The sequence below is a fragment of the Microbacterium meiriae genome, from assembly GCF_025143875.1.
GTDB lineage: Bacteria > Actinomycetota > Actinomycetes > Actinomycetales > Microbacteriaceae > Microbacterium > Microbacterium meiriae.
Map to the genome: position 1 here is coordinate 24,303 of NZ_JAMBDU010000024.1, position 24,599 is coordinate 48,901.

Genomic DNA, 24,599 nt, shown 5'->3' on the forward strand with positions numbered 1-24,599 from the left:
GGCGCGGCACTGCGGCCGGCCCCTCCGACGCTGGGAGGATCGGAGCATGACACCGCCGTCGTCCTCGTCCTCACGTCCCCGTCTCGCCGACCTCGGTGTCCCGTCCGGCGCCTTCGCGCGCGGCCCGCAGAACGCCATCACGGACGTCCCCGGCGTGCGGGTGGGGCACGCCACGCTGCACGGCGACGGTCTGCACACGGGAGTGACGGCCATCGTCCCCGACGCCCTCACCGCCGAGCGCCGCAGCCTTCCCGCGAACCTCTCGGTCGGCAACGGCTACGGCAAGCTCGTGGGTGCCACGCAGCTCCGCGAGCTCGGGGCTCTGGAGACGCCGATCCTGCTGACCTCGACGCTGTCCGTGTTCCGTGTCGCGGATGCGCTGCTCGGGCATCTGCTGGCGACGCCGGCGCACGCACGGACGACCACCCTGAACCCGGTGGTGGGCGAGACGAACGACGGGTTCCTCTCCGACATCCGCCAGCGCGCCGTGGGCGAGGAGCAGGTGACGGCGGCACTGGCCGCGGCGGCAGCGGGTCCGGTCGCGGAGGGGTGCGTCGGTGCCGGTGCCGGAACCGTCGCCCTCGGGTACAAGGGCGGCATCGGCACGGCGTCCCGTCTGGTCGATGTCGCGGGGAGCGCGTCCACGGTCGGGGCTCTCGTGCAGACGAATTTCAGCGGCACGTTGCGGATCGCGGGGGTGCCGCTGCCCGCGGAGGAGCTGCTCGCCGAGGAGCCGGCACAGCCCGTCGGCAACTCGTGCATGATCGTCGTCGCGACGGATGCGCCCGTCGACGGCCGTCAGCTCGGCCGGGTGGCCCACCGCGCCGTGTTCGCGATGCGGGGCGTGGGCGCCGACTACGCACAGGGAAGCGGCGACTACGCGATCGCCTTTTCCGTGCACGACCCGGCGTCGGGCGGTCCTGCGGCGGATGACGACCTCTCGCCGCTCTTCGCCGCGACGATGGACGCTGTCGAGGAGGCGCTGATCAACTCGGTGCTCGCCGCGGAGACCACCGTGGGCCCCGAGGGGCGGACGGCGCACGCGGTGCCGATCGACCGGGTGCGGGAGCGTCTGGCTCGTGCCGGGGCCGTCTGACCCGCGTTCACAACTCAGGAGAAACCGGGTCGGCGGCGCCGCGGGAGCGGCGCGTCGTACCGACCGCCGCCGGAGGTCCTGAGTTGTGAACCGAGGTCAGTCGGCGAGCGCGGCCTGGATGCCCTCGCCGATGCGACGCATCGCGGCCAGCACCGGACCGCGTCCGTCGGCTCCTCTGTCCCAGTTGGCCAGCACGGCGTAGGCGATCCGGCGGGTGGGGGACATCGCGATCCCGGTGTCGGCGCGGACGCGGGAGATCGTGCCGGTCTTGTTCAGCAGCCAGACGCCGCGGTCGAAGCCCCAGTGCGCGAGCGGGTCGAGGTCGAACGCCGAGGCGACCATCGACAGGTCCATGCCCGCGCCCAGCCAGCGGCGCAGCGTGTCGGCCGAGGCGGGGGAGAGGTCGGTGCCGTCGGCGAGCCGCGACATGAAGCGCACGAGTTCCGCGGCGTTCGCGTGCGACAGCGTGCGGGGTGCGCCGGGCGGGATCGGCCACCGCACGATGTCGTCGAGGGCGGAGGCGGTGTAGCCGAGCGCGCGGGTGTGCTCCTGCACGGTCGGGATGCCGATGACGCGACCCAGCGTGTTGGTCGCGGCGTTGTCGCTCACCGCTCCGATGAGAGCGGCCACGTCGTACAGCGACAGCTCGGATGCCTGGAGCAGGTACCAGAGACCGGAGTCCTCGATGGCCTCGACCGGCCGCCGGGTGACCCGGTCCTCGAGGGTGCGCGTGCCCGCGTCGACCTCGGTGAGGAGCCGGTGCAGGAGGAAGATCTTGCCCACGCTCGCGGTGTCCTGCACCGTCTCCGGGTCATGGCGCAGCAGCACCTCGCCCGAGTCGATGTCCTGGACGAGCACCGACCACACGGTGCCGTTCTCGTCGGGGAGCTCCACGTCGATAGCGCTCATGCGTCCTCCTCGTCCCGTGCACGCCCGGTCACGTGCGCACGGATGAGCTCGCCGACGGCCCGCATCCCGTCGAGCACCGGGGCGCGGAGGTCCGCCGGGGAGTCCTTCCAGTTCGCCGCCACTGCATACGCGACGGCGGCCCTCGGGCCCCGCAGCAGCCCGACGTCGACGCGGGCGAAGCCCACGCTGCCGGTCTTGTGGCGCAGCACCATGCCCTGATACTCGGCCTCGACGTGGGCGAGGGGGTCGAGGAGGAAGGCGTCGGCGGTCATCGACGTGTCGGTGTCGGCGGCGAGCCAGTCCAGCACCCGGGCGCTCACCGCGGGCGAGAACGCCTCGCCGGCACCGAGACGGCGCATCACGTCGGACAGCTCGGCCGCGGTGCCGAACGACGGCGTCCAGGGCAGGTCGGGCGTGCGCTCGTTGCGGATGTAGTCGTGCAGCGCGGTGTCGCGGTACCCGAGGGTCGGAGCGACGGCCCGCACCTCCTCCAGGCCGCAGAGATGGATCAGCGCGTTCGTGGCGAGGTTGTCGCTCACCGCACCGACGAGGAGCGCCGCGTCGTGCACCGTGATGCGCTGATCGTGCATGCGGTACAGCAGTCCGGAGTCCTCGACGCGGTGCTCGTCCGGGATCTCGATCCGGTCGTCCTCGGCGAGCGTGCCCGCCTCCAGCCGGCGCGCGACCTCGAGGAGCAGGAAGATCTTGCCGATGCTCGCGGTCTCGCACTGCGTGTGCGGCTCGTGCTCGGCCAGGGTCTCCGCGGTGCCGGCGTCGACGAGCCGGATCGACCAGATGACACGGGGGTCGAGGGGAGGAAGCGCGATCATGGCCGTCCCACCGTGAGGCGCGGCTCGTCGCCGGTCGCGTCCAGCACCCCATCCACACCGAGCGGGATGGTGAGGGCGTGCGGGTCGTGGCCGAAGCCCTGCTCCCACAGCACGGGGACGCCGGCGTCCTGGAACTCGTCCCGCATGAGCGCGTGGACCAGGTCGAGGTCGCCGCACTCATGCCAGGAGCCGAGCACGATGCCCGTCGCCTGCGCCAGACGGCCTGCCCGACGCAGCTGCGTCACGAAGCCGTCGAGGCGGTACGGCTCCTCGGTGATGTCCTCCAGGAAAAGGATGCCGGGGGCGGGGACGTCCGCCTCCGGGGCGCCGAGTCCGGCGGCGAGCAGACTGAGGTTGCCGCCCGTGAAGCGCCCCTCGGCGCGACCCGGCGTCATGATCTCGGTCTTCGGGCCGATGAGCTCCCGCCCCCGCCAGGGTTCGAAGAGCCAGCGCTGCACGTCGTCGCGCACCTGCTCGGAATCGCGGAAGACGTTGTTGCCCGCCATCGGGCAGAAGAGCGTCGCGACGTCGAGATGCGCGCGCCACGTCTCGTGCAGGGCGGTCACATCGGACGAGCCCGTGAGGAGCTTCGGTCGTCCGTCCTTGCGCAGCGCGCCTCGGCGCATGTCGGCCCAGTCGATGCCGTCGAGGAGGCGCAGGGCCCCGTAGCCGCCTCGGGCCGTGACGACGGCGTCCACCTCGGGATCGAGCCAGGCGTCGACGAGGTCGGCGCGGCGGAGCTCGTCCGGCCCCGCAAGGTACGACGCGCGCGGGTGCGGCGTGAGGACATGCTCTCCCACCCGGACCTTCAGGCCCCAGGACTCGTAGTAGCCGACGGCGCGCTGGGTGTTCTCCTCGTTACCAGGACCGGAGGGCGAGACGATCGCCACGGTGTCGCCGGGCTGCAGGGGTGCTGTGTCGAGATAGGGCGACACCGCCGCCTCCGTCGTGACGCTCATGCCGTCTTCTCCTCGATGCGCGGCGCCGCGGACAGCAGGTGCCTGGTGTACTCGTGCTGCGGGTTCAGCAGCACCTCTTCGGTGGGGCCGTGCTCGACGATCTGCCCGTGGTACATCACCGCGACGGTGTGGGCGATGTTCCAGGCGAGACCGAGGTCGTGTGTGATGACGAGGGCGGAGAGCCCGAGGCGGCGGCGCAGCTCCAGCAGGAGTCCGAGGATCTCCCCGCGCACGGACGCGTCGAGCGAGGCGACGGGCTCGTCCGCGATGAGCATCTGCGGCTGCACGGCGAGGGCCCCCGCGATGACGACGCGCTGCCTCTGCCCGCCGCTGAGCTCCTGCGGGATGGCGCCGAAGTAGCGCTCCGGCGGGGTGAGTTCCGCGTCGGCGAGGCTCTGCGCCACCCGCTCGCGCTCGTCGCCGGCGAAGCGCTGCACACGCAGCCCCTCGGCGACGGACTCGTACACGCTGTGCTTCGGGTTCAGCGCGGCCCACGGGTCCTGCAGCACGAGCTGCACCTGCGAGCGGAATCGCGCGAGGTCGCGTCCTTTCGACGGAAGGGGTGCGCCGTCGAAGCGGATCTGCGACCCCGGGTCGGCAGGCTGCAAGCCCATCAGCGCGCGGGCGAGGGTCGACTTGCCCGAGCCCGACTGCCCGACGAGCGCGACGATCTCGCCTTTACGCACGGAGAGGTCGACATCGCGGACCGCGTGCACCGGGCGTCCGCCGGAGCGGTAGGTGACGTTGACGCCGCGGGCCTCCAGCAGCACCTCGTCGCCGTGCGTGATCTCCGGCACCTCGTCCGCGCCACGACCGTGCCGGGTCACCGGGGCCATCCGCGAGGCCGGGTCGCCGATCGTGGGGAAGGCGTCGGCGAGCTGACGCGTGTACGCCTCCTGCGGGGTGGTGCAGACGGCGTAGCTCTCGCCGACCTCGACCAGCTCCCCGTCGCGCATGATGGCGATCCGGTCGCAGGCCGTGGCGAGCACCGACAGGTCGTGGCTGATCATGAGCATCGAGATGCCGCGCTCGGCCACGAGCCGGGAGATCATGTCGAGGATCTGCTTCTGCACGATCACGTCGAGCGCGGTGGTCGGCTCGTCCGCGATGATGACCTCGGGATCGCAGGCGAGGGCCATAGCGATCATCACGCGCTGCTTCTGGCCGCCGGAGAGCTCATGCGGGTACGACTCGCTCTTCTGCTGCGGCAGGTCGACGATGTCGAGCAGTTCGCGCACGCGTTCTCTGCGTGCCTTCTCGCCCTTCCAACGCTCCGAGGCGTGCAGCTCGAGCGCCTCCAGGAGCTGCCAGCCGACGGTGCGCACCGGGTTGAGCGAGTGCATCGCGCCCTGGAACACGATGGACGTCTGCGCCCAGCGCACGGCGCGCAGCTGCCCGAAGGACAACGAGGCGACATCCTCGTCGCCCAGCAGCACACGGCCGCTGAGACGTGCGTTGCGCGGCAGGAGCCGGAGCACGCTCATGGCGAGCGTGGACTTGCCGGAGCCTGACTCGCCGGCGATGCCGAGGGTCTGCCCTGCCGGGAGGGTGAGCGAGACGTTGCGCACGGCCGCCACCTCGTCCCGACCGGACCGCCCGGAGGTGCGGTACGTGATGGAGACGTCGTCGAAGATCAGGTCGGGCATCTCAGCGGCTCCTCAGCGTCGGGTTGGTGATGTTCTCGACGGCACGGCCCATCAGGGTGAACGACAGCACGACGAGGACGATGGCGATGCCGGGCACGAGCACGTACCACCAGTAGCCGCTGGTCGCCGCGGAGACGTCCATCGCGTTCTTCAGGATCGAGCCCCAGGACTGCAGCGTGGTGTCGCCGAGGCCGAGGAACGCCAGGGTGGATTCGGAGATGATCGCCGAGCCGACCGTGAGCGTCGTGTTGGCGAGCACGAGCGGCAGCACCCCGGGGAGGAGGTGCTTCATGATGATGTGCCAGTGCCCGGCGCCGAGGGCCCGCGAGCGTTCGATGTAGTCGCGCGACTCCACGGAGAGGGTCTGCGCGCGGACGACGCGGGCGGTACCGGCCCACGAGGTCAGGCCGATCGCGATGATGATGGTCCAGACGCCGCGGCTCAGCACCGACGACAGCACGATCGCGAGGATCAGCGACGGCAGCACGAGGAAGAAGTCGATGATGCGCATCATCAGCCCGCCGAAGAAGCCGGTGAAGTGGCCCGCCGAGAGGCCGACGAGAGTGCCGATGATCATCGACATCGCCGTGGCGGCGAGGCCGACGAGCAGGGACACCCTGGCGCCCCACACCATGCGGACCCAGATCTCGCGACCCTGATGGTCAGTGCCGAGGGGATGCTCCCAGGACGGCGGGGCGAAGCGCTGCACGTCGACGAGCTTCGTGACGTCGAGCATGCTGGCGGGGGCGATCACGGGGGCGAAGATCGCGATGAGCGCGACGATCACGAGGAAGACGAGGCCCACCATGCCCGCCCGGTGCTGGGCGAACTGCCGGCAGAAGTCGACGAACGCGGTGCCGCGGCGGTGCCACGCCAGAGCACGGGGGGAACGGATGGTCGGGGATGCCGTGGTCATGCGCGCCTCACCCTCGGGTCGAGCTGACGGTAGATGAGGTCCGCGATGAGGTTCATCGCGATGATGATCGTGGAGAACACCACGAAGGTACCCTGCAGGAGCGGGAGGTCGGGTCCGGAGATGGCCTCGAAGGTCAGCTTCCCGAGCCCGGGCCAGGAGAACACCGTCTCCACCGTGACCGCCCCGGCGATGAGGCCGCCGATGTGCATGAAGACGAGCGTCACGGTCGGCAACAGGGCGTTGGGGACGGCGTGCCGACGGCGGACGAGGTCTTCCCTGAGGCCCTTGGCCCGCGCGGTCGTGAGGTAGTCGGCGCCCATCTCCTCGAGGAGCGAGCTGCGCATCACCATCAGGTACTGCGCGTAGACGACCGCGACCATCGTGATGACCGGGAGCACCATGTGCGAGATCACGTCCAGGACCGCGCCGACCGGATCGGTGGGCGGGTTGGGGGAGACCATGCCTCCGGTCGGGAACCAGTGCAGCGTGCCGCCGAAGATCATCAGGAGCAGCAGCGCCAGCCAGAAGGTCGGTACCGACCAGAACACGAGCGAGGTGCCGGAGACGATGCGGTCGAAGGTGGAGCCGTGCTTCCAGGCCGCCTTCTGACCGAGCCAGAGACCGAGCGCGATCGCGATGATCGCCGCCGTGCCGGTGAGGAGGATCGTGTTCCAGAAGTACTGGCCGATGAGCTCGGACACGGAGGTGCGGTAGACGTAGCTCGTGCCGAAGTTCAGGGTGAACACGTTGCCGAGGTAGTCGACGAACTGCTGCCACAGGGGCTTGTTCAGGCCGAGCTGCTCGCGTAGCTGGTCGGCCTGCTCGGCGCTCATGCCGCGCTCACGGGCGATCGAGGCGACCGGATCGCCCGGCAGGATCTTGAAGGCGAAGAATCCGAGGAGGATCACCATCGCCAGGCTGATGGCCGCGCCGCCGAGCTTGACCAGGAAGTAGCGGAGGGCGCCGACGCCCTTCGGCTGCTCCTCGGCCGCGGCGCTCGTCGCGATGGCGGAGGTGGACGGGGGAACCGCGTTGGACATGGGGGTCTCCTTACAGCGGACCGGGAGACGCCGCGGGGGCGGAAGCCCGCCACCCGCGGCGTCTCGCCGGACTCATTCGACGTCGGCGATGTTGCGGCGACGGATCAGGAAGAAGATGAGTCCTCCGATCAGGACCACCCCCACCACGACGCCTCCGATGATGAGTCCGGTGTTCGTGCCGGTGCCGCCGGCGGTCGCCCCCTCGACGGGCTCGACGGTCAGGTAGCCCCAGTAGCCGGCCTGGTTGGCGATGATGCCGCCGTCCTTCGGCTGCAGGGTGAAGCCTGTGAAGCGGTCGGAGCGGTAGGCCTCCAGCGAGTTGGCGTACCAGGTCGCGACCTGCGCGGTGTCGGTGTAGTTCAGCGCGAGCATGTCGTGCACGATCTCCTGGCGCTTCTCCGGGTCGATCTCGGAGCGCTGCGCGGCGTACATCTCGTCGAACTCCGGGTTGCAGTACCCGTCCTGCGTGGTGCCGCCGGTGCCGTCGGTCGCGGTCGGCAGATTCATGCAGGTGTTGATGCCCAGCTGGTAGTCGGGGTCGGGATTGACCGACCAGCCGCTGAAGTACAGGTCGTAGTCGCCGGACGTGGCCTTCGCGCTGATCGTGTCGGAGTCGGTGGACTCGACCGTGATCTCGATCCCGATGTCCTTCATCCACGGGACGAAGAAGTCGGAGATGGACTGCTCGTTGGCATCGTCCGCATCCGTCAGCAGGCGCAGGCTCAGGCGCTGACCGTCCTTCTCGCGGATGCCGTCCGCGCCGGGAACCCAGCCGGCCTCGTCGAGCTTCGCCTGTGCGGCCTCGGGGTCGAAGCCGACGATCACGTCGTCGTCGTCGGAGAGGTGCCACTTCGGGAAGGACGCCGGGATGAAGCTCGTCGCGAGCGTGCCCTCGCCGTCCAGCACCTTGTCGAGCAGGGTGGCCGTGTCGGTGCCGAGGCGGATGGCCTGGCGGACCTCGAGCTCCTTCAGCGCGGCGTTGCCGGTGCCGTAGGGCACGTTGTCGCGCGTCTGCTGACCGACGTTGATGCTGATCGAGTGGTAGCGGCGGCCCTCGCCGGAGTGCGTGGTGACGCCGTCGACGCCGTCGAGTGCCGAGAACTGGGTCGGGGTGAGGCCGGTGACGAGGTCGACGTCGCCCGCCTTGAGCGCCTGCACCTGGGCGTCGGAGTTCGTGTAGTACACGTACTGGATCGCGTCGATCTTGGGGGCGCCGCGCCAGAAGTTCTCATTCGCCTTCAGCACGATGGACTGGTTGGCCGAGTAGCTGTCGAGGACGAACGGACCGGAGCCGACGACGTCGGCGTCGTTGGTGAAGGTGGTGGGGTCGTCGACCGCCTCCCAGATGTGCTTCGGGACGATCGGGATCTCCGAGCCGGGGTTCGGGGCCTGCGGCGTCTTCAGGGTGATCACGACGGTCTTGTCGTCGGGGGTCTCGACGGTGTCGAAGTTCGAGACGAGGTTGCCGTTGGCGGTGCCGAGGGCGGGGACCGTCATCATCTGGTCGTACGTGTACTTCACGTCGGCGGAGGTGATGGGCTCACCGTCCGACCAGACGAGGTCGTCCTGGAGGGTGAAGGTCCAGGTCTGGCCGCCGTCCGTCGCCTCCCAGGAGTCCGCGAGGCCCTTCGTGGGGGAGCCGTCCTCGGCGTCGTTCTGCACGAGCGACTCGTAGACGTACCGGATGATGTTCGTCGGCGTCAGGTAGATCGAGATGAACGGGTTGAACGTGTCCACGAACCCGGAGGTGGCGATCCGGAGCGTCGTCTCGGACGCCGGGGACTCGGTGGCGGCGCTGACGGACTGCGCCTGGGCGGCGCCGGCCGGAGCGGCGATGAGGAGCGCGGAGGCGATCGCGGCGGCGGTCAGACTTCGCACGGTTCTGGAGCGGGGGGCAAGACGCATGGAAGGTCCCTTCGGGCGCCGCCCGGATCCACAGTGAAGCCGGGTCGGTGCTGACCATGCAAGCGGAAGACGGCCGCGCGGTCAAGACATTCGATGCGTATCGCGGAAGAAAAGTGTCGCCATCCCGAAAGATCGCCGGCCGTCGAGGGGGTGTAACACGGCGGAAACACGCGGATGCCAGGATGCGCCCGGAGAGATCGACGAGGCGGACGGTGGTCACTCGCCCCAGACATCCGGAACGTATCCCGGGCCGGTTCTGCTCGGGCACGGGAACCGGAATCGTATCGTCACTCCGTCGGGATGGTGAGCACGGCGCGCAGGAGGGCGATGCGTTCGTGCAGGGAGGAACGCAGGAAGTGCTCGTCCACCGCGTGCGCGCCGCCACCCCGCGGGCCGAGGCCGTCGACCGTCGGGATCCCGCCCCCGCCGAGGAGGTTGGTGTCGCCCGCGCCGGCCGCGGGGCGGCCGTCGACGTGCTGGCCGAGCGCGGCCCCTTCCTCGGCGATCCGCGCGAGGAAGGTGGCGTCCGCCGCGGAGGCACGCCAGGCGGGTCGGGCGCTGAGCACGGCGACCTCGACGTGGGCGCCAGGGCGCACGGGGGTCAGACCGCGGAGAGCGGCGAGGACGCGCTCCTCGGAGTCCGGGTCGAGGAAGCGGAGTCCTATCTCGGCCGCGGCCTGCGCCGGCACCACGTTGGTGCGCGCCCCGCCGTCGATGACCCCGACGTTGCAGAGCACCGGGCTCGGCAGATCCGGGTCGGCGACGATCGCGCGGACCCGCAGGAGCTGGTCGACGAGTTCGTCGATCGCCGAGACGCCGTGCTCCGGGTCGAGCGCGGCGTGGGCCGCACGTCCGGTGACGGCGATGCGCACCCGGGCACTGCCGCGGCGGCCGACCTTGAGGGCGCCGTCGGGATGCGGGGACTCGAACCCGATGGCGCAGGCCGCACCTCGAGCCCGCTCCGCGAGCAGAGGGCCCGAGACCGGCGAGCCGATCTCCTCGTCCGCGACCAGCACGATCCGCACGGCTCGCCGCTGTGCGAGCGGCAGGGGCTGCAGGCGGCGCAGCGTCTCCAGCATCACGACGATGCCGGCTTTCATGTCGTAGGAGCCGGGGCCGCGCACGACATCGCCCTCCTCGCTCCATGGCAGGTCGTGCGCCAGCGTGCCGACCGGCCACACGGTGTCGGTGTGGCCGATGAGGAGCACCGGGTCTCCGGTGCCGAGGACGTCGATGACGAGATCCGTCCCGAGCTCGTGCGGGACCCGCTGGACGGTGCCGCCGACGCCGGCGAACCACGCGGACAGCAGGTCGGCGATACGGCCGCTCGCCTCGACGTCGCGGCTCGGCGTCTCGAGCAGCACGAGTTCGCGCACGAGTGCGATGATGTCGTCGGAAGGATGGTCCGCGTCGCGCACTGCCGAAGGAGTCGTCACGGTTACGAACCGTATCTTGCCCCTTGATCACCCCGCAACCCGCCGATAGCATCGCTCAGAGCAGCAGGACTTCTCGATCTTAGGAAACGTATCGTGCCTCTTTCTTCGGTGGCCGCCGGTGTCGCCCACGGCTGCCGCGAACTCACCCAGTACGCCGAGTTCCGTGAGGCCGCCGCGCTGTACGCCCGCGTCTTCGCCTACACGGAGAACGAGTACGCGCTCAACGCCAACCTGCTCACCGCCCTCGCCCGCAACGGTGGTTCCGCGGTCGGCGCCTTCGCCGACGACGGAACGCTGATCGGATTCGCCTACGGCTTCGCCGGCTGCGACACCGCCGGTGCGTCGTTCCACTATTCGCAGGCGGCGGCCGTCGACGCCGCGCACCAGGGGCGGGGCGTCGGCCAGGCACTCAAGTTCGCGCAGCGCGCGGTGGCTCTGCGCTGGGGGCAGCGGACGATGCGGTGGACGTTCGATCCGCTGCTCTCGCGCAACGCCCATTTCAACCTGAGCTCGCTCGGCGCCGTCGGCATCGCGTACGAACGGGACTACTACGCCCGTCCCGACACCGACCGCCTGGTGGTCTCCTGGGATCTGGACGCCGCCGATCACCCGACCCGCCGCACCCTCCCGGTCCCGCCTGAACTCGGGCCGGACGACTGGGGGCGGGCCGTGGCGGCGGACGGCGGCACCTGGATCGCGATCCCGACCCGCCCCGGCGAGCTCGACGCCGAGGATCGTGCGGTGCTGCGGCGGGATCTGGAGCGGACGATGACTGCGGCGTTCCGCCGCGGGGACGTCCTCGTCGGGGCCGTGCGCCTCGACGACGACACGGCGGTCTACCGCGCGACACCCGGGGAGGGTACGGCATGAACGACCACGACCACGACCAGGAGGATCGCGACCTCGTCTCTCCGCGGGACCGCTACGGCGAGCGCATCCGTACCAACCTCTCCGCCGAGAGCATCCAGGCGCGGATCATCGAGACCGAGCAGCGCACGCTCGCCCAGACCTTCGAGGAGCTCAGCCGATCGGCCCAGGTCCCGCAGGCCGCCGCGCTGCTGCTCGGTGCCCGACGACGGTATGTGGCAGGCGAGGGCAAGGCGGCGGCGTACGCGCAACTGCTCAATGCGGATCTCTCGGCGACGCTGTCGAACGTGTTCCTCGTCGACGGGCACGCGCTGCAGCCGCTCACCGTGCTCACGGACGTGCGGGCCAGCGACGTGCTCATCGCGTTCTCCCTGCGGCGCTACCGCGAGGAGACCGTGCGGCTCGGGCGGCTCTTCCATGAAGCCGGGGGTCAGCTCGTCGTCATCACGGACAGTGAGGACGCCCCGCTCGCATCGATCGCGACCTCGCTCATCCGGGTGCGCACCGGATCCGCCTCGTATGCCGACTCCCCGACCCCGGTCGCGGCGGTGTGCCACCTGCTCAGTGCGCTCACCACGGCGAGCGCGAAGGGCGCGCGGAGGCGGCTGGCCGAACGGGACCGGCTGGTGGCACGGCTGGGTCTCTACGGCCCCGAGACGCCGCGCCCCCGCACCGAGGAGGACGCGTGAGGGTCGTCCGCGTCCGGCTGTTCGCCCTTCGACAGCCGCTGCGTCACAGCTTCGAGACGAGTTCGCACCGCAAGTCCGGCATCGAGCACGTGCTCGTCGAGGTCACCGATGCCGACGGGCAGACCGGCTGGGGGGAGATCGCGTCGCCGAGCGATCCGTTCTACGGCGCGGAGACCACGGTCACCGCGTGGGAGATCGCCACGCGCTACCTCGTGCCCGCGCTGCTCCGTGCGGACGGGGACGAGCCGGCGGCTCTGGAGGCGTCGTGGGCACGCGTCCGCGGGCATGAGTTCGCGAAGGCCGGGTTCTCCGGAGCGGTGTGGGACCTGTCCTCCCGGATGCGCGGGATCGCGCTCGCCGCGGCCCTGGGCGGGACGCGCGACGAGGTCGTCGCCGGGGTGTCGCTGGGGATCGAGCCGTCGCTCGACGAGCTGCTCGCCCAGGTCGAGCTGCAGCGCGCGGCCGGCTACCCGCGCGTCAAGCTCAAGATCGCTCCGGGGTGGGACGTGGAGCCCGTGCGCGCGGTGCGCGGTGCCTTCCCCGACCTCGACCTCCACGTGGATGCGAACGGAGCCTACGCGGATGACGACCGGGCGGCCGAGGTGTTCAGGCGCCTGGACCGTGAGGCGCTCACCATGATCGAGCAGCCCTTCGCGCCGCGGGATCTCGTGGCCCACGCCGATCTGCAGGCGCGGCTCGACACGGACGTGTGCCTGGACGAGTCGGTCGTCGACCTCGGCGACCTGCGGACCATGATCCGGCTGGGTGCAGGGCGGGTCCTCAACATCAAGGTGTCGCGGATGGGCGGGCTGACCGTCGCCCGCGCCGCGCACGACATGGCACGCGATGCGGGCATCCCGGTGTGGTGCGGGGGGATGCACGAGTTCGGCGTCGGGCGGGCCGCGAACGTCGCGCTGTCCTCGCTCCCGGGCTTCCTGCTCCCGTCGGACGTGTCGGGTTCGGACAAGTACTACGAGTCCGACATCATCACCCCTCCGGTGACGGCCGTCGCGGGCCGGGTCACCGTCCCCACCGGACCGGGGATCGGACACGAGGTGCTCGCCGAGCGCATCGCCCGTGACGCGTCCCGGGTCTTCGACTCCTCCGCGGCCGAGGCCCCCGAGGCCGTCCTGACCGCGGGCTGACCGGCCCCCGAACCTGCGAGAGCGGAATCCCATGCGTGCACTGCTGCTGTACCGGCTCGATCTCGCCGACGAAGCCGCGGAGGACGGGATCCACCCGGTCGACCCGCGGGAGCCGATCATCCGGGCGACCGACCTCGGCGTGACCCGCGGCGACGGCGTGTTCGAGACCGCTGTCGTGCGTCGGGCCAGGCCGCAGGCCCTGGAGTCGCACCTCGCACGACTGGAGCGTTCGGCGCAGCTCCTGGGGCTGCCCGTGCCACGCCGCGAGCGGTGGGCACGGGCGGTGCGCCACGCAGCCGTCGAGGTGTCCCGTCCCGGAGTGCTCCGCGAGGGGGAGATCGCCTCGATCAAGTTCGCGATGACCCGCGGGGACGAGATCGACCCGGCCGGGCCGACGGGGTGGGTGCTGGGCTTCGCGGGCGAGGACCCGGAGGCCGTCCGCGCGCGGGGCGTCTCCGCGGTGGTCCTCGACCGCGGATATAGGCACGACGTCATGGCGACGGCGCCCTGGCTGCTGCAGGGGGCGAAATCCCTCGCGTACGCGGTGAACCAGGCGGCCCTGCGGGAGGCGCGGAGCCGGGGCGCGGACGATGTCATCTTCGTCAGCGCCGACGGTTTCGTGCTCGAAGGGCCGCGGTCGACGCTGATCGCGCTGCTCGACGGGACGCTGGTCACGCCACCGCCCGAGCACGGGGTGCTCCCCGGGACGACCCAGGCCGACGTCTTCGCAGGACTCGCCGACATGCCCTCCCGCATCGGTCCGCTGGTGCGGGACGATCTGGAGCGGGCGGAGACGCTGTGGCTCTGCTCCAGCACGCGCGGCGCCGTGCCCGTGCGGGAGCTGGACGGCGTCGCGCGCCGCGTGGACCCCGCTCTCACCGCGCGGATGAACGCGGTGCTGGATGGACGAGAGGACTGAGATGGTCGACGAGGACCTGCCGATCGATCGGGTGATCGACGGCCACAACGATCTCGCCTGGGCGAGCAGGACGCTGCTCGGCTACCGGGTCGCGGAGCTCGCCGGGTCGGTGGCGGCCACGCAGACCGACCTGCCGCGACTGGTCGCCGGCGGGGTCGCCGGCCAGTTCTGGTCGGTCTGGGTCGATCCCGTGCTGGAGGGGGCGGAGCAGGTCGTGGCCACGCTCGAGCAGATCGACTTCGTGCGCCGGCTCGTCGACGCCCACCCGCAGCGCTTCGCGATCGCTCGGACGGCGGCCGACGTGCGTGCGGCGATGGCCGAGGGGCGGATCGCCTCGCTCATCGGCATCGAGGGCGGCGACCAGCTCGGCGGATCGCTGGCCGTGCTGCGGCAGTTCGCGCGTCTCGGCGCGCGGTATCTCACCCTCACCTGGTCGCGGACGATCGCTTGGGCGGACTCCGCGACCGACGAGGCGCGCCACGGCGGTCTGACGGACTTCGGACGCGAGGTGGTGCGCGAGATGAACCGCATCGGTGTGCTCGTCGACCTCTCGCACGTCGCTCCGACGACGATGCGGCACGCGCTCGAGGTCACGACGCGCCCGGTGATGGTCAGCCACTCCGGCGCCTTCGCCCTGTGCGACCACCCCCGCAACGTGCCGGACGACGTGCTCGCCGCGATCGGCGGGCAGGGCGGCGTCGTGATGGTGCCGTTCGTGCCCACGTTCGTCTCGCAGGCCCGCCGCGACTGGTGGGAGGCCGGGGGAGAGGGAGAGGCCCCGCGCGTCGGTGTCGCCGACGTCGCCGATCACCTCGATCATGTGCGTCGCGTGGCCGGCGCGCATGCGGTCGGGATCGGTGCCGACTACGACGGCTCCGATGCGATGCCGGACGGTCTCGGCGACGTCTCGGGGTATCCGGCCCTGTTCGCCGAGCTGCGGCGTCGCGGCTGGTCGGAGGACGACCTCCGGGCGGCGGCCCACGAGAACGTCCTCCGCGTGCTGGAGGCCTCCGACCCCGACCACGAGGCCTTCCTGGACGGCCGCGCAGGAGAGCCCGCCGCGGCCGCACTCGCGCCGGCGGTCGACACGACGATGCGGGAGGGGGCGCTGTGACCCCGCGCGTCCTCGTGATCGTGAACTCGGCGAGCTCCGGCCCGCGTCGCCTCGGCACCTGGCTGCGGGAGAAGGCGATCGACGTCGACGAGATCGTGGGAGCCGAGCAGCCGCTGCCCACCTCCCTGGACGGCTACGCAGGACTCGTGATGCTGGGCGGCGGGCTCATGCCGGACGACGATGACCGCGCGCCGTGGCTCGCGGCAGAGCGGGCGCTCGCCGCGGAGGCCATCGCCCGCGACCTCCCCACGCTCGGCATCTGTCTGGGAGGTCAGCTGCTCGCCCACGTGGCCGGCGGCGAGGTCGCCGAGAAGACCGGACCGATCGAGCGCGGCGCGACCCCCATCCGTCCGACCGCGGCCGGACGCACGGACGCCGTGTTCGCGGCGCTGGGTGACGAGGCTCCGATGATCGAGAACCATCAGGACATGATCACGCGGCTCCCTCCCGCGGCGGTGCTGCTGGCGTCGAGCGCGGCCGTCGAGAACCAGGCCTTCCGTCTAGGAGCGCGGGTGCGCGGCGTGCAGTTCCACCCCGAGGCCTCCGCCGCCGACCTCGCGCGGTGGGACGACGCGGCGCTGCGGGGAGAGGGACGCTCGCTTCCCGCGCTCATCGCCGCCGCCGAGCGCGTGCACGACCACAACACCGCGGCCAGCCGCGCGCTCATCGAGGCCTTCGCCGACGAGGTGCGCGCCGAGGTCCCGGCGTGACGCCTGCGGATGCGGGTCTCCTCGTCACGACGGATACCGCCGCGGAAGCTCTCCAGCACGGCCTGGACGAGCGCGCACGTCGTGCCGCCCCGGCCGCCATCGCCGCGGTGGCCGAACGGGGGCGCGTCCGCGCAGTGCTCACCCACGGCCATCCCCGCGCCGATGAGGCCCCGACGACGCGGGACACCGTCTTCCGCATCGCGTCGATGTCCAAGAGCTTCCTCGCCGCCACCGTGCTCTCGTTGCGCGACCGCGGTCTGCTCGACCTCCACGCGCCGATCCGCACCTACCTGCCCGATGTCCGACTGCGGCACCGCGGTGCCGACGTCGAGGTCACCGGCGACCTGCTGCTCTCCAACCGCTCGGGTCTAGGGGAGGACAACGCCTGGGTGGATCGGCACCTCGGCGCCTCCCGGGCCGAGATCGCCGCCCTGTTCGCGGGCGGGGTGCCTCTCGCGGCCGTGCCGGGAACCGTCTACCAGTACTCCAACCTCGGACAGTCGCTGCTCGGCCGCGTCGTGGAAGCGGTGACCGGGCGGACGGTGGAGGACGTGATCCGGGAGACCCTGCTCGAGCCCCTCGGGCTGCGCCGGACGGCACACGTGTCGGACGGCTTCGCGCCGGAGACGCTGGCGGGCGGGTTCCGGACGTTCGACGACGGCACCACGTTCCGCCCCGAGCCGTTCGTGGGGTCGGGCGCGCTCGGCTGCATCGGCAGCATGTTCAGCACCGTCGACGACATCGCGAGATGGATGTGGTTCCTCGGCTCGGCCTTCACCGACGACCCGCTGGCGCCCGACGTGCTGGCTCCGGCGTCGCGACGGGAGCTGCAGCAGGCCCGCACCCCGATCCCGGTGCCGTCGGCGATGTTCGACGGGCGCGACCTTGCGGGGGCCGGCTACGGCTACGGCCTCTTCGTCGAGGACGACCGGCGGTTCGGGCGGATCGTGCAGCACTCCGGCGGTCTTCCCGGATTCTCGGCGCACATGCGCTGGCACGCGGCCAGCGGCATCGGCGTCGTCGCCTTCGGGAACTCCGACGAGTTCGGCGCCCGGCGGATCGCAGGCGCCGCGCTCCAGCAGCTGCTCGAACGGACGGACGCCCCCTCCGCCGTCCTGCACCCGTGGGCGGAGACGGTCGCCGCCGCGCAGGCTCTCGACGTCGCGATCCGCTCGGGAGGGCCCGCCGCCACGTACCCGTTCCTCGCCGACCATGTGCTCGACGACATCCCGGCCGACGTCCGCGATGCCCGGCTGGCGGCACAGGTTCAGGAGATCGGCGGATTCCGCGCGGAGCAGGACCCGTTCCCCGATCGCGTGGTGGCCGCGGCGACGGAGGCCGAACTGCGCTGGCGGATCGCGGGGAACCGCGGCGACCTCCTCGTCGACGTGCGGCTGGTCGGGCTGCCGGAGCCTCGCGTGCAGGGGCTCAGCGCGGCGGTCGTCGCGCCAGGGCAGACACGTGTCGAGGGGGAGCGAGCCGGAGCGACCGAGCGGCACCTGGTCGTCCTGCCGTCGTTCTGATAGCGCTACCTGCACATATCGACCGGGTCCAAAAAACCGCCCTAGGATGGAGGCATCCCGACCCGTCCGTTCTGAGGAATCCTCATGCCCGCCACCCCTGTGCGTCGCCTCCTTCCCCTCGCCGCGCTCGCCGCCGCCACCGCCCTGGTGCTGACCGCGTGCGCCGGCCCGTCCACGGAGAGCGACGGCGGTGAGCTCGTCTGGTCGATCGAGGGCGCGAACCTGTCCGCGGGGCACATGGACCCGCAGGTGAGCCAGCTCGACGTCTCCGGCATGGTGCAGCGCGCGGTGCTCGACTCCCTGGTGTTCCAGGAGGACGACGGCACGTTCAGCCCGTGGCTCGCGACGAGCTGGGACGTCTCGCCGGACAGCACGGAGTACACCTTCACGCTGCGCGACGACGTGACCTTCACGGACGGCGAGCCGTTCGATGCGGAGGCCGTCAAGGCGAACTTCGACCGGATCGTCGACCCGGAGACGGCGTCGGCGCAGGCGGCGAGCATGCTCGGTGCAGACTTCTACGCCGGCACCGAGGTCGTCGACGACCACACGGTGAAGGTCTCGTTCACGCAGCCGTATGCGCCGTTCCTCCAGGCGGCCAGCACCCCGCAGCTCGGCTTCTACTCGCCGGCCGTGCTCGCCGAGTCGGCCGATAAGCTCAAGGCGGGCGGCCCCGACGTCACGGTCGGCACCGGGCCGTTCGTGCTCACCGAGTACACCGCCGACCAGGAGATCGTCTACACGCGCAACGATGACTACGCCTGGGGCCCGCACGAGGCGAAGGCGCCGGCGTTCGAGACGCTGCGCGTGCAGATCCAGCCGGAGGCGTCGGTGCGTACCGGAGTGATCGAGAGCGGCGAAGCCGACCTCGCCAGCAACATCCCGCCGAACCAGGTCGCCGGTCTCGACGACGCCGGCGTCACGGTCGACTCGGTGGAGTACCCGGGACTGCCCTACTCGCTCTACCTGAACGAGAAGTACGGCGTCTTCGCCGACGAGAAGGTGCGGCAGGCGTTCGCCCGCGGCATCGACGTCGACGCGGCGGTCGAGGAGATCTACTTCGGGCAGTTCCCGCGGGCGTGGAGCGTCCTCGGCAGCACGACCCCGGGCTACGACGCGTCGCTGGAGGACTCCTGGCCGTTCGATCAGGACGCCGCGAACGCCCTGCTCGACGAGGCCGGCTGGACGGAGCGCGACGCGGACGGCATCCGCATGAAGGACGGCGAGCGCCTGTCCGTGCGGTGGATCGCCTGGACCCCGGTCCCGGATGACCGCGCGGCGCTGGCCAATGCGATCCAGTCGGACCTCAAGGCCATCGGCTTCGAGGTGGAGCGCGAGGAGTTGGAGCCCGGCGCCTACAACGCCCAGTACGAGCCGAAGACGTTCGACCTCACCGACTGGGGCTTCTCCGGCGTGGACGCCGACTTCCTCCGTGCGCACCTGCACACCGACGGCTTCCAGAACGCCTCGCAGGTGAGCGATCCGGAGATCGACGCGCTCCTGGAAGAGGCCGTCGCGTCGAGTGATCAGGACGCCCGCAACGAGCTCTACACGCAGCTGCAGCAGTGGAACGCGGAGTACACGGCCATCGTCCCGCTCTACAGCCCCTCGGCGATCACGGCGGTCGGCGAGCGCGTGCAGGGCCTGGACTACGACCTCTACGGGCGGCCGCTCTTCTACGATGTGAGCCTCGGCTGACATCCGGCGGCCGTCGTTTCGAGGGAGCGGGCGGAGTGATCGAACCGTGAAGGCGGTGCTCGGCCGCGCCCTCGGGCTCGTGGCCTCGGTGGTCATCGTGCTGTGGGGGGCCGCGACCGTCGCATTCCTGGCCTTCCGGGTGATCCCCGGCGACCCGGTCTCGGTGATGCTGGGCCCGCAGGCGCAGGTGAGTGAGGCCGTCAAGGACGGCATCCGCGCCGACCTCGGCCTCGACCGTCCGCCGTTGGAGCAGTATGTCGGCTTCATCGGGCAGCTCGCCCGCGGCGACCTCGGCGAGTCGTACCAGCTGCGGCTTCCGGTGTCGGAGGTCATCGGACGGCAGCTCGGGGCGACCGTGCAGCTGTCCGCCCTCGCCCTGGTGATCGCCGTCGTGCTCGCTCTCGCGGTCGCCCTCTTCGTGCGGGGTCGTGTCGGGCGCACCATCGCCGCCGGCGTCGAGCTCGTGGTGCTCTCCTCGCCGGTGTTCTGGATCGGGCTGCTGCTGCTCAGCGTCTTCGCGTTCGGACTGGGGTGGTTCCCCGTCTCGGGCACCCGCAACCCGGCGACCATCGTGCTGCCGGCGATCACGCTCGCCCTCCCGGTGGCGGCGCTGCTGAGCCAGGTGCTGCGCGACGGGTTGATGCAGGCGGAGCGGATGCCGTTCGCGGAGACGGTCCGCGCGCGTGGCGCGGGGCCGACTTGGTTCACGCTGCGGCACGGGGTGCGGCACGGCGCCGCGTCGGCGGTCACCCTCGCGGCCTATCTCACCGGCTCGGTGCTCGGCGGCGCGGTTCTCGTCGAGACCGTGTTCGCCCGCCCCGGCCTGGGGCGGGTGACCCTCGCCGCCATCAACGACCGGGATCTCCCGGTCCTCACCGGCATCATCCTGCTGAGCGCTCTCGTCTTCGTCGTCATCAACGTGGTGGTGGAGCTCGTGCACCCGCTGATCGACCCGCGCGTCGCCGCGCCCCGGTCCGGAGGTGCCGTATGAGTCGGGGCCAGCGGCTCCTGCTCGGGTCCGCCGCAGCCGTGCTGGCCGTGATCGCCGTCGCCGCCCTGTGGCCGGGACTGCTCGCCACGCACGATCCGTTGCAGACCGAGGTGCGGGCCGCGCTCCTGCCGCCGAGTGCCGAGCATCTCTTCGGTACCGACCAGAGCGGCCGTGACGTGTACTCCCGCGTAGTGTTCGGCGCGGGGCGCTCGGTCGGGATCGGGTTGCTCGCCACCGCGATCGCCCTCGCCGCCGGCCTGCTCGTGGGGGCGCTCGCCGGCATGTCTCCGCGCGGTGTCGACGTCACGCTCATGCGCATCAACGACGTCCTCATGGCGTTCCCCGAGTTCCTGGTGGCGCTCGTCGTGGTGGCCGTGCTGGGACCGGGGCCGGTGAACATCGCGATCGCGGTGACCCTGGCGGCCGCGCCCGTGTACGTGCGGCTCGCCCGCGTGCAGACCAGGACGCTGCGCGTGGCCGAGCACGTCGAGGCCGCTCGCATCCTGGGCGTGCCGCCGCTGCGGGCGTTCCGACGCCACGTCGTGCCCGGAGTGCTGGGATCGCTGAGCGTGCTGGCGACCATCGGCATCGGATCGAGCATCCTCGCCGCCGCCGGACTGAGCTTCCTGGGTCTCGGGCCGTCCGAGCCGACCCCGGAGTGGGGCCTCATGCTCGCCGGCGGTCGCAATGTGCTCGGACAGGCGTGGTGGGTGTCGGTCTTCCCCGGTCTCGCGATCACACTGACGGTGGTGTGTGCGACCGTGATCGGACGGATCCTCCGGGCTCGGGCGGACGGGAGGGACGCATGAGTGCGGCGCTGGAGGTCGAGGAGCTGCGGATCGCCTTCGCGGGGACTCCCGTCGTGGAGGGCGTGTCGTTCGCTGTGGAGGCCGGCGAGTGCGTCGCGATCGTGGGGGAGTCGGGGGCCGGGAAGTCGCTCTCGGCTCGCGCTCTGCTCGGCCTCACTCCGCCGGCAGCCGATGTCGCCGTCGACCGACTCCGCATCGACGGGGTGGATGCCGCCGCCCTGACCGAGCGCGGCTGGCGGCGGATACGAGGGACCGGGATCGGCCTCGTCTCCCAGGACGCGCTGGTGTCGCTGGACCCGCTGCGGCGGATCGCGGACGAGATCGCGGAGCCGCTGCGGCTGCACCGCCTCGCGCGCGGCCGGGCGGTCGTCGCCGCGCGCGTCCGGGACCTCCTCGCGCGGGTCTGGATGCCCGACCCCGACCGCCGTGCACGGCAGCGTCCGCAGGAGCTCTCCGGAGGGTTGCGGCAGCGCGCACTCATCGCCTCGGCGCTGGCCGGGAACCCCGCCGTGCTCGTCGCGGATGAGCCCACCACGGCCCTGGATGCGACGGTGCAGGCCCGCATCCTCGTGCTCCTGCGGGAGATCGTCGACGACGGCACCGCCGTGGTCTTCATCAGTCACGATTTCGCCGCCGTGCGGCGGGTGGCGGACCGGGTGCTCGTGATGAAGGACGGCCGGATCGTGGAATCCGGGCCGGTCACGGAGGTGCTCGCTGCCCCGCAGCACCCCTACACGCAGCAGCTCATCGCGGCGACGATGCACGAGCCGCGGGAGGAGCGCACGGCGTCCCCTGGGGTCATGCTCGTCGCGGAGGGAGTGTCCAAGGCGTTCGGCGGGGTGCCGGCCGTCGTCGGCGCGTCGTTCACGGTGCCCACCGGCCGCACGCTGGGCATCGTCGGCGAGTCCGGGTCGGGCAAGACGACCCTCGCACGGATGATGGTGGGCGTCGAGACGCCGACCTCCGGAGAGCTGCGCTGGGCCGGGGCGCCGCGGGTGCAGCTCGTGCATCAGAACCCGCTCGGGGCGTTCGACCCGCGGTGGACGGTCGGGCGGTCGCTGGAGGAGGCGCTGGAGGCGGGAGGCGTGCCGCGCGGCGCGCGTCGATCACGGGTGCGTGCGCTGCTCGCCGAGGTCGGGCTCGAGGAGAGTCTGGCGGGACGACGACCGGCGGCGCTGTCGGGCGGGCAGCGGCAGCGGGCGGCTCTGGCCCGAGCGCTGGCCGCCGACCCGGACGTGCTGGTGCTGGACGAGCCCGTCTCCGCCCTCGACCCGTCGGTGCGGGAGCGGGTGCTCCGGCTCCTCGCACGGGTGCAGGAGGAACGGCGGCTGACGATGGTCTTCGTCTCGCACGACCTCGATGTCGTCGGCGCGGTCGCGGACGACGTCCTGGTCATGCAGGACGGCCGGATCGTGGAGCAGGGGCGCACGGCTGAGGTGTTCGCCGCCCCGCAGCATCCGTTCACCAAGGAGCTGCTCGCCGCGAGCGGCCCCGTCAGTCCGTGACGACGATCCCGAGTCCCGCTGCCATCACCGGCGCGAGCTGCTGCACCTGCAGGGACGAGAGGGTCGCGCCGCGGAGGCTCTGGACGTCGAGGTAGGAGAGCGCATCGAGGCCGCGGAGATCGAGGTCTTTCGCGCGCAGGCCCCGGGGGTCGACCTCGTCGCTGCGCGTGGCCTGGAACCGGACGCGCGTGAGTTCCGACTGCGGGATGTCGATCGTGCGGACGGCGCATCCCACGACATCGACGTCCTCGGCGCGGGCGGCACCCAGGTTGAGATAGTCGATGCGCACGTCCCGCAGTTCGAGCTCCGCCACGCGGGCGTCGCTGAGATCGAGGGTCCCGATGCGGCCGCCCGTGATCCGGAGCCGACGGATGCTCGCGTTCCGCATCCGGAGCGACGCGATACGCGGGTCGGGGAGGTCGACGTCGAGGAGCGTCGCCCCGGTGAGGTCGACGCTGTCGGCGTCCGCCTGCACCGCGCACTGCTCGAGCGTGGCGTAGGAGAGATCGACGGTGCCGGTCAGCTCGAGCGCGGCGGCGAGGAGATCGGCGCGGCGGGCGGCCACGCGCGGCTCCAGCACCGGTGGCAGGTCGGGCGCGGACACTCGGGGTGCACTCGGGGACTTCGGCATCCTCCGAGGCTATGTCCTCCCTCCGACACCCCCGCTCCTGCTCCGTGCTCCCGTTCCGGTGCGAGGTCGCAGATCCTCGCTGCCTCGCACTCTCCCTCGCAGCCCCTGTGACGGGAGTCCCGATCTGCGACCTCACCCCGGCCCACCCCGGCCCACCCCGGCTCACCCCGGCCCACCCCAGCTCCGGGGCTCTGGGACTCGCCCTGTAGGAGCTCGCTGATCTGCGCTGTGTCGCAGGTTCTCCGCGGGAACGTCCGACATGGGCGCGAATCTGCGACGTCGGGCGGCGGCGGGGAGGAGAGGGACTCGGGCTGCACAGGAGGGGGAGTGGGGGAGTTGTGCACAGGGCATGGGAGGAGCTGGCCGAGGCAGGGAACGAGGGAGGGGGACGGAAGCAGTATCAGGGGCATGAACGGGATGAGGCGGGCGCGGCTGCTGCAGGCGATGCGCGAGGTCGACGGAGTCGCGAGGGTCGAGCGGCTCCGGGAACGCGGGGTCAGCCGGTACGACCTCGAGACGGCGGTGGCGGAGCGGATCATCCACCGGGTGCGGGTCGGGTGGGTGGCGCTGCCCGATGCGGATCCGCTTCGGGTGACCGCGGCGCAGCACGGTGTTCTGATGACGTGCGTGACGCAGGCGCGGCGCCTCGGGATCTGGGTGCACGACGAGAGACCGCGCCTTCACCTGGCCGCCAGCCCGGGCAGCAGGGGCGGGAAGCCACCGGAGGCGCGCGTGCACTGGGCTCGGCCCCTGGTCCCACGACATCCTGATGCCCTGGAGGACCCGATCGAGAACGTGCTGAGCCTGGTGTCCACGTGCGAGCCGTACGAACAGGCGCTCGCGACCTGGGAGTCGGCATTGAACAAGGGACTCGTCGATCGAGAGAGGCTGCTCCGCCTCCGCTGGGGACCGCGCGGGCGGCGGCTCCTGGCCGAGGCGTTGCCGTTCGCGGATGCGGGACTCGAGACCTACCTGCGCGTGCGACTGCGCTGGCTCCGTCTGCCGCTGCGCTTCCAGACGTGGATCGCCGGGCATCGGGTGGACGCCCTGATCGGGGAGCGGCTCGTGCTGCAGATCGACGGTGGCACCCATGTCGGAGCCCAGCGCGACCAGGACAACGCTCACGATGCGGAGCTGAAGCTGCGCGGCTTCCACGTCATCCGTCTCGGCTATCACCAGGTGATGGACGAGTGGCCCGCGGTGCAGGACCTCATCATGCGCGCCGTCGCCCAGGGACTGCATCGTGCCCGCACGGCGTGAT

22 protein-coding genes are annotated in these 24,599 nt (G+C 71.5%); 13 read left to right on the forward strand and 9 right to left on the reverse strand.

Features of this window, described 5'->3' with window-relative positions; all coding sequences use genetic code 11:
* Nucleotides 1-46 precede the first annotated feature (46 nt).
* Nucleotides 47-1,096 (forward strand): P1 family peptidase, encoded by a 1,050-nt coding sequence (locus tag M4D53_RS13785; protein WP_259954556.1) that lies wholly within the window; start codon nt 47-49, stop codon nt 1,094-1,096.
* Nucleotides 1,097-1,192: 96 nt separating this feature from the next.
* Here the strand turns inward: M4D53_RS13785 and M4D53_RS13790 are convergent, their stop codons facing one another.
* The 8 genes from M4D53_RS13790 to M4D53_RS13825 all read right to left on the reverse strand — a co-directional run bounded on the left by M4D53_RS13790 (nt 1,193) and on the right by M4D53_RS13825 (nt 10,737).
* Entirely contained in the window at nt 1,193-2,005 is an 813-nt protein-coding gene (locus M4D53_RS13790) for a serine hydrolase (RefSeq protein WP_259954558.1), read from the reverse strand.
* Nucleotides 2,002-2,835 (reverse strand): serine hydrolase, encoded by an 834-nt coding sequence (locus M4D53_RS13795; RefSeq protein ID WP_259954560.1) that lies wholly within the window; start codon nt 2,833-2,835, stop codon nt 2,002-2,004. Before M4D53_RS13795 ends, M4D53_RS13790 begins: the two co-directional genes overlap by 4 nt.
* Nucleotides 2,832-3,794, reverse strand: coding sequence for a S66 peptidase family protein (locus tag M4D53_RS13800; protein ID WP_259954562.1), 963 nt, complete (start codon nt 3,792-3,794; stop codon nt 2,832-2,834). The genes M4D53_RS13795 and M4D53_RS13800 overlap by 4 nt, the downstream gene beginning before the upstream one ends.
* A complete protein-coding gene (locus M4D53_RS13805; protein ID WP_259954564.1) occupies nt 3,791-5,440 on the reverse strand; it encodes an ATP-binding cassette domain-containing protein in 1,650 nt (549 codons plus the stop codon). Before M4D53_RS13805 ends, M4D53_RS13800 begins: the two co-directional genes overlap by 4 nt.
* A 1-nt stretch (nt 5,441) precedes the next feature.
* A complete protein-coding gene (locus M4D53_RS13810; protein WP_082758500.1) occupies nt 5,442-6,356 on the reverse strand; it encodes an ABC transporter permease in 915 nt (304 codons plus the stop codon).
* On the reverse strand, nt 6,353-7,396 hold the full coding sequence (locus M4D53_RS13815) for an ABC transporter permease (protein WP_101845193.1): 1,044 nt from the start codon (nt 7,394-7,396) through the stop codon (nt 6,353-6,355). The genes M4D53_RS13810 and M4D53_RS13815 overlap by 4 nt, the downstream gene beginning before the upstream one ends.
* A gap of 72 nt (nt 7,397-7,468) precedes the next feature.
* Entirely contained in the window at nt 7,469-9,274 is a 1,806-nt protein-coding gene (locus M4D53_RS13820; RefSeq protein WP_259954566.1) for an ABC transporter substrate-binding protein, read from the reverse strand.
* Between the two features lie 314 nt (nt 9,275-9,588).
* A complete protein-coding gene (locus M4D53_RS13825) occupies nt 9,589-10,737 on the reverse strand; it encodes a M20 family metallopeptidase (RefSeq protein ID WP_259954568.1) in 1,149 nt (382 codons plus the stop codon).
* 93 nt (nt 10,738-10,830) lie between these two features.
* Here M4D53_RS13825 and M4D53_RS13830 point away from each other — a divergent pair, with 93 nt between their 5' ends.
* The 11 genes from M4D53_RS13830 to M4D53_RS13880 all read left to right on the forward strand — a co-directional run bounded on the left by M4D53_RS13830 (nt 10,831) and on the right by M4D53_RS13880 (nt 22,707).
* Nucleotides 10,831-11,607, forward strand: a complete 777-nt coding sequence (locus M4D53_RS13830) for a hypothetical protein (RefSeq protein WP_259954569.1) — start codon at nt 10,831-10,833, stop codon at nt 11,605-11,607.
* The gene (locus M4D53_RS13835; RefSeq protein WP_259954571.1) at nt 11,604-12,293 is read left to right on the forward strand and encodes a MurR/RpiR family transcriptional regulator; all 690 of its coding nucleotides are present in this window, start codon (nt 11,604-11,606) and stop codon (nt 12,291-12,293) included. The genes M4D53_RS13830 and M4D53_RS13835 overlap by 4 nt, the downstream gene beginning before the upstream one ends.
* Nucleotides 12,290-13,438, forward strand: coding sequence for an o-succinylbenzoate synthase (gene menC, locus M4D53_RS13840; protein WP_259954572.1), 1,149 nt, complete (start codon nt 12,290-12,292; stop codon nt 13,436-13,438). The genes M4D53_RS13835 and menC overlap by 4 nt, the downstream gene beginning before the upstream one ends.
* Nucleotides 13,439-13,469: 31 nt before the next feature.
* A complete protein-coding gene (locus M4D53_RS13845) occupies nt 13,470-14,357 on the forward strand; it encodes an aminotransferase class IV (protein ID WP_259954573.1) in 888 nt (295 codons plus the stop codon).
* Nucleotides 14,341-15,471, forward strand: a complete 1,131-nt coding sequence (locus tag M4D53_RS13850; protein ID WP_259954576.1) for a dipeptidase — start codon at nt 14,341-14,343, stop codon at nt 15,469-15,471. Before M4D53_RS13845 ends, M4D53_RS13850 begins: the two co-directional genes overlap by 17 nt.
* Nucleotides 15,468-16,181 (forward strand): type 1 glutamine amidotransferase, encoded by a 714-nt coding sequence (locus tag M4D53_RS13855; protein WP_259954578.1) that lies wholly within the window; start codon nt 15,468-15,470, stop codon nt 16,179-16,181. The genes M4D53_RS13850 and M4D53_RS13855 overlap by 4 nt, the downstream gene beginning before the upstream one ends.
* Nucleotides 16,178-17,704, forward strand: a complete 1,527-nt coding sequence (locus tag M4D53_RS13860; RefSeq protein WP_259954579.1) for a serine hydrolase domain-containing protein — start codon at nt 16,178-16,180, stop codon at nt 17,702-17,704. The genes M4D53_RS13855 and M4D53_RS13860 overlap by 4 nt, the downstream gene beginning before the upstream one ends.
* Before the next feature lie 84 nt (nt 17,705-17,788).
* Nucleotides 17,789-19,402 carry an ABC transporter substrate-binding protein gene (locus tag M4D53_RS13865; RefSeq protein WP_259954580.1) on the forward strand — a complete coding sequence of 538 codons (1,614 nt, stop codon included), beginning with the start codon at nt 17,789-17,791 and terminating at the stop codon, nt 19,400-19,402.
* 46 nt (nt 19,403-19,448) lie between these two features.
* A complete protein-coding gene (locus tag M4D53_RS13870) occupies nt 19,449-20,393 on the forward strand; it encodes an ABC transporter permease (RefSeq protein WP_187661711.1) in 945 nt (314 codons plus the stop codon).
* Nucleotides 20,390-21,202: an ABC transporter permease gene (locus tag M4D53_RS13875; protein ID WP_187661710.1), complete on the forward strand. Its 813-nt coding sequence runs from the start codon at nt 20,390-20,392 to the stop codon at nt 21,200-21,202. The genes M4D53_RS13870 and M4D53_RS13875 overlap by 4 nt, the downstream gene beginning before the upstream one ends.
* On the forward strand, nt 21,199-22,707 hold the full coding sequence (locus M4D53_RS13880) for a dipeptide ABC transporter ATP-binding protein (protein WP_259954583.1): 1,509 nt from the start codon (nt 21,199-21,201) through the stop codon (nt 22,705-22,707). The genes M4D53_RS13875 and M4D53_RS13880 overlap by 4 nt, the downstream gene beginning before the upstream one ends.
* Here M4D53_RS13880 and M4D53_RS13885 read toward each other — a convergent pair.
* Nucleotides 22,697-23,338 (reverse strand): pentapeptide repeat-containing protein, encoded by a 642-nt coding sequence (locus tag M4D53_RS13885; RefSeq protein ID WP_259954584.1) that lies wholly within the window; start codon nt 23,336-23,338, stop codon nt 22,697-22,699. The genes M4D53_RS13880 and M4D53_RS13885 overlap by 11 nt on opposite strands.
* Before the next feature lie 408 nt (nt 23,339-23,746).
* Here M4D53_RS13885 and M4D53_RS13890 point away from each other — a divergent pair, with 408 nt between their 5' ends.
* Entirely contained in the window at nt 23,747-24,598 is an 852-nt protein-coding gene (locus M4D53_RS13890) for an endonuclease domain-containing protein (RefSeq protein ID WP_259954585.1), read from the forward strand.
* Nucleotide 24,599 lies beyond the last annotated feature (1 nt).

Bases quoted from the DNA above. Each gene is read 5' to 3' on its own strand.
- M4D53_RS13785 (WP_259954556.1), top strand. From the start codon at position 47: ATGACACCGCCGTCGTCCTCGTCCTCACGTCCCCGTCTCGCCGACCTC.
- M4D53_RS13790 (WP_259954558.1), bottom strand. From the start codon at position 2,005: ATGAGCGCTATCGACGTGGAGCTCCCCGACGAGAACGGCACCGTGTGG.
- M4D53_RS13795 (WP_259954560.1), bottom strand. From the start codon at position 2,835: ATGATCGCGCTTCCTCCCCTCGACCCCCGTGTCATCTGGTCGATCCGG.
- M4D53_RS13800 (WP_259954562.1), bottom strand. From the start codon at position 3,794: ATGAGCGTCACGACGGAGGCGGCGGTGTCGCCCTATCTCGACACAGCA.
- M4D53_RS13805 (WP_259954564.1), bottom strand. From the start codon at position 5,440: ATGCCCGACCTGATCTTCGACGACGTCTCCATCACGTACCGCACCTCC.
- M4D53_RS13810 (WP_082758500.1), bottom strand. From the start codon at position 6,356: ATGACCACGGCATCCCCGACCATCCGTTCCCCCCGTGCTCTGGCGTGG.
- M4D53_RS13815 (WP_101845193.1), bottom strand. From the start codon at position 7,396: ATGTCCAACGCGGTTCCCCCGTCCACCTCCGCCATCGCGACGAGCGCC.
- M4D53_RS13835 (WP_259954571.1), top strand. From the start codon at position 11,604: ATGAACGACCACGACCACGACCAGGAGGATCGCGACCTCGTCTCTCCG.
- M4D53_RS13845 (WP_259954573.1), top strand. From the start codon at position 13,470: ATGCGTGCACTGCTGCTGTACCGGCTCGATCTCGCCGACGAAGCCGCG.
- M4D53_RS13850 (WP_259954576.1), top strand. From the start codon at position 14,341: ATGGACGAGAGGACTGAGATGGTCGACGAGGACCTGCCGATCGATCGG.
- M4D53_RS13865 (WP_259954580.1), top strand. From the start codon at position 17,789: ATGCCCGCCACCCCTGTGCGTCGCCTCCTTCCCCTCGCCGCGCTCGCC.
- M4D53_RS13875 (WP_187661710.1), top strand. From the start codon at position 20,390: ATGAGTCGGGGCCAGCGGCTCCTGCTCGGGTCCGCCGCAGCCGTGCTG.
- M4D53_RS13880 (WP_259954583.1), top strand. From the start codon at position 21,199: ATGAGTGCGGCGCTGGAGGTCGAGGAGCTGCGGATCGCCTTCGCGGGG.
- M4D53_RS13885 (WP_259954584.1), bottom strand. From the start codon at position 23,338: ATGCCGAAGTCCCCGAGTGCACCCCGAGTGTCCGCGCCCGACCTGCCA.
- M4D53_RS13890 (WP_259954585.1), top strand. From the start codon at position 23,747: ATGAACGGGATGAGGCGGGCGCGGCTGCTGCAGGCGATGCGCGAGGTC.